The following is a 4,282-nucleotide window of genomic DNA, read 5'->3' as shown; positions in this document are numbered from 1 at the left end:
ATAGCTGGTATTTATAATTATGAACTTTCTTTGAAGACAAATTAGCCATCGCCTGAGACTTTCGCAAGAGGTCTAGTATTGACGACACGGTATACCACCTCTTTTGTGGAGCTATCCTTAAGCCCATTATTTCGCCGAGAATGGTCGAGTATCTATGAAGCACTACAAGATGGCAGCCCACCTCGTCAAGGGTTGATGCGGGAATACTTGAGTCACATCCCCGACTCAGCAGTCGTGGTTTTAGCAGGAGACCATACAGCCTGGTCACGCCCTTATGCAAAAACACTTCAAGAGCGCACCTATGAACATCAGCCATCTGTGCTCTGAGGGGGCAAACCCGTAACCGTTGGTCAGGGATATAGCACTATTGCTTGGATACCTGAGTCTGAAGGAAGTTGGGCCTTACCGTTGCTCCATGAGCGCATTACCAGTTTTGATACCCCGATTGAGAAAGCCGCTACTCAGTTACGTCAAGTCAGCGCTGAAATCTCAGGTCCAATACTATTCTTAGGCGATGGAGAGTATGGGAGTGCCCCCTTTCTCAAACAAACCGCAGACATCAACTGTAACAAGCTGATCAGGTTACGCCCCAACCGAGTTTTATATCATGCTCCAGAACCATACCAAGGACAGGGCAGACCGTCTCAGCACGGTCAAAAATTCAGCCTCAAAGACGAGGATACCTGGGATGTAGCTCAAACAGAGATGACAACCTAAGACCCTAAACTCGGTCGATTACGGGTACGGCAATGGGGAACCCTTCACTTAAAGCAAGCCCCAGAGCATCCCTTTGACCTCATTCTCGTGGAACGCCTCGATGTACCTAACTCCAAGCCTTTATGGTTAATTTGGATTGCGTCAGACCAGCCCGCCCTCGCTGAAATATGGCCAAAATACCTGCGCCGATTTGCGATTGAGCATTGGTATCGCCTTGTCCGTCAACGGCTCCATTGGACTGTTCCTCAATTGTCTACTCCTAAACAAATGGAAACTTGGTCAGACCTGATGCCATTGATCACTTGGCAATTGTGGCTGGCAAGCAATGTTGTTGAGGATTCTCCTTTACCATGGCAGAAGCCCATGACTAAATTAACCCCTGGTCGTATTGCCAATTCTTTTGCCCCACTTTTAGCGAGGATTGGTTCTCCTGCACCTCATCCCAAACCTCGCGGAAAGTCTCCTGGTTGGCCCATAGGGAAACAAAGAAAGAAACGTCCTCCCTGTCCAACGGTCAAAAAAGGGTTGGCCAAGAAAAAGAAGGTAGCAAAAGTCACCACCTGAGCGGTAATATTTTAAGCTTTATGGACGCTCTCGTCAGTTTTTAACTAGCGAGAGATTTGCTGTTAGAGGTATTTTTTAGTCTAAACTCCAGTTAAATTTAACCCAAAATATGCTACAGTTAAATCCGACTAAATTTCAATGTAGTTTGTTGTAGTTTATTGGTGCTATCAATGGCAAGAGGTTTTAGTAAAGCTGTAACTTCGCCACAAAAACAAATAGATTACTTGCCTTCAATGAATCTTTTAAATACCAGTTTTTTAGAGCATTTTGCCAATTTGAAAGACCCAAGGATAGAAAGAAGTAAAGAACACTTACTTAAAGATATTATCGCGATTGCGATTCTAGCTGTCCTCAGCGGTGCCGACGGATGGGTGGCAATAGAAGACTATGGTAATGCCAAATATGAATGGTTAAAAAGCTTTCTAGAATTACCGAATGGTATACCATCTCATGACACATTTAGTCGGGTATTTGCCCGAATTGAACCGCAGCAGTTTCAAGAATGTTTTTTGAGTTGGGTAAATGCCATAGTGGGGGAATTAGAACTAAACGTGATTGCCATTGATGGCAAAACAATGAAACAATCTTATGACCGAAATGACCAGCAAAAAGCGCTACATATAGTTACAGCCTGGTCTGCATCTCATCAATTAGTGTTAGGGCAAAAAAAAGTGGATAAAAAATCTAACGATCTCACAGCAATTCCGGCATTAATAGAAATGTTAGAAATCGCCGGAAGTGTAATAACCATAGATGCTATGGGCTGTCAAAAAAACATAACATCTTTGATTGTCAAGAAAAAAGGAGATTATGTTTTAGCTTTAAAAGGGAATCAAAAACTCCTCTACCAAGCTGTAAAAGAGTGGTTTGAATTAGCCCAAAAAGAAAAATAGTTAGGGAGAGAGTATAGCTATTATGAACAAGTAGAAGCTGGACATCATCGAGTGGAAAAAAGACAAGTCTGGACTGTTGATGTATCCGAGTTACCACCTCTCCATAATCAAGGATTATGGACGGGATTAAAAACAGTAGTCATGATAGTTAGTGAACGACGGTTGTGGAATAAAACTACCACGGCAACTCGTTTTTACTTGAGTAGTTTAAGCAGTAATGTGGAGAAAATCGCCCTAGCTATCCGCAGTCATTGGGGCATTGAAAATAGCTTGCATTGGACGCTAGATGTTACATTTCGCGAAGATGAAAGCCGGATTCGCAAACAGAACTCTCCCGAAAATTTTGCACTTTTACGTCGTTTAGCCATAAATTTACTGAAACAAGAGAAAACTTCTAAACAAAGTGTAAAAATGAAACGGTATCGAGCGGCAATGGACAATAATTATCTCGTTCAGGTTTTAAACTCTGTCAGTTAACGCTCGAAATATAACACCAATCTCGGAATAAAAATTATCTGGCTTTAAGAACTTAAAAAAATCTTAAAGTTCTGATTTAATCTGCTTACCTGGGTTAAACTTAAGAATTTCACGAAGGTTTTTTTAGTTATTTAGTAATCCACAAATCTACGTTTTTGTCAAATTAATTTAGATGCGTTTACCCTGATCACCAATTAACCATTATGAATACTTCGGAAACTGCTGTTAAACGTTTTCCCTGTCCTAGCTGCGGGGCTTATTTAGAATTCAATCCCCAAGCAGGAAAACTCAAGTGTGCTTACTGCGGCTGGGAAGATGCAATTCCCCAAACTGCTGAAGAGGTAAAGGAAAATTCTTACGAACAATATCTCCAACTCGATCGCACGACGCTGACAACTTTATCAACAACAGCCCTTGAAGTAAAATGCAATGATTGCGGAGCAAGTGTTACTTTTGAACCGCCGAAAGTAGCGGGTAAATGCCCATTTTGTGCTTCGCCAATTGTGACGCAACCTGAAAAAGCTAGCCCTAGCGTGCATCCAGAGGGAATTGTTCCCTTTGAAGTTACTGATAAACAGGCTAGAGAAAGCATTCAGAAGTGGCTCAGCAATCGCTGGTTTGCTCCCTCTGCTTTGAAATCCCTAGCGCAACAGGAGAAAATTCAAGGGGTTTATTTGCCGTTTTGGACTTACGACACTTATACGGTTAGTTACTATAGGGGCGATCGCGGAGAACACTACTACGTGACTGAAACTTATACGGAAACCAACTCGCAGGGCGAAACTGAAACTAAGACTCGCCAAGTGCAACATACCAGGTGGTGGCCTGCTTCTGGCAGAGTCGATCGCTTTTTTGACGATATTCTGATTCCCGCTACAACTTCGATCGATCGCCCGCGTCTGGATGCGTTAGAACCTTGGCATCTCAAGGAGTCGCTGCGCCCTTACAATTCATCTTATTTAGCTGGGTTTGAAGCGCAGCGATCGCAAGTTTCTCTCACTCAAGGATTTGAATCTGCTAAAAATGTCATGGCCGGTACTATTCACTCGGATGTTTGTAGGAATATTGGTGGCGACGAACAGCGGGTTCACAGCATTTCTACTGATTACAGTGGTATCACTTTTAAGCATATTTTGCTACCTGTGTGGCTGTGTGCCTATCGTTATCAAAACCAACGATATCAAGTAATGGTTAATGCACGCACCGCTGAAGTTCAAGGCGAACGTCCCTACAGTGTTTGGAAAATTACTGCTGCTGTTGTTAGTGGTGTCGTGCTTGCGGGTGTTATGTACCTATTGTTTACTGGTAATTGGAGATATATCCGTGTTCCCGGTTTGCCTCAACCGCAACCCCAACCAACTTCCCTACCTGTACCGAGACAACAATTACCGCCAGTTCCTATTCCCTCTAGCGCACCTGTACCGAGCCAAAAATTACCGCCAACGCCTGTTCCCTCTTCTAATTAGTTCATTGTTCATTTTTTATTTAAACGAAGTACAACCGCGTCTCTGAGCGATCGCCCGCAGAAGATCGCGATCGCTTTCTAAACTATATTCAGGGTAAGAGCATCTCAATTAGGCTTGACACAAGGACTCAGAAGAATCTAATGTAGGGTCAATAAAACAAGAAAA

The 4,282-nt window shown here is 43.0% G+C and carries 3 protein-coding genes and 2 pseudogenes; all 5 read left to right on the top strand.

Annotation, left to right across the window (positions count from 1 at the left end):
* The first annotated feature begins 78 nt into the window (after positions 1-78).
* The 5 genes and pseudogenes from QUA77_RS28700 to QUA77_RS28685 all read left to right on the top strand — a co-directional run bounded on the left by QUA77_RS28700 (position 79) and on the right by QUA77_RS28685 (position 4,117).
* Positions 79-327: a hypothetical protein gene (locus QUA77_RS28700; RefSeq protein WP_333454003.1), complete on the top strand. Its 249-nt coding sequence runs from the start codon at positions 79-81 to the stop codon at positions 325-327.
* 30 nt (positions 328-357) lie between these two features.
* Positions 358-717: pseudogene (locus QUA77_RS29475) on the top strand (transposase); the annotation flags it as partial.
* An 87-nt stretch (positions 718-804) separates the two neighbouring features.
* Positions 805-1,281, top strand: a complete 477-nt coding sequence (locus tag QUA77_RS28695) for a hypothetical protein (protein ID WP_333454001.1) — start codon at positions 805-807, stop codon at positions 1,279-1,281.
* 170 nt (positions 1,282-1,451) lie between these two features.
* Positions 1,452-2,651, top strand: a pseudogene (locus QUA77_RS28690) (ISAs1 family transposase).
* A gap of 203 nt (positions 2,652-2,854) precedes the next feature.
* Positions 2,855-4,117: a hypothetical protein gene (locus QUA77_RS28685; protein WP_333454000.1), complete on the top strand. Its 1,263-nt coding sequence runs from the start codon at positions 2,855-2,857 to the stop codon at positions 4,115-4,117.
* The last annotated feature ends 165 nt before the right edge of the window (positions 4,118-4,282 follow it).

The sequence above is a fragment of the Microcoleus sp. K5-D4 genome, from assembly GCF_036704575.1.
Classification (GTDB): Bacteria; Cyanobacteriota; Cyanobacteriia; order Cyanobacteriales; family Microcoleaceae; genus Microcoleus.
This window is presented reverse-complemented; position numbering and strand designations above follow the sequence as displayed.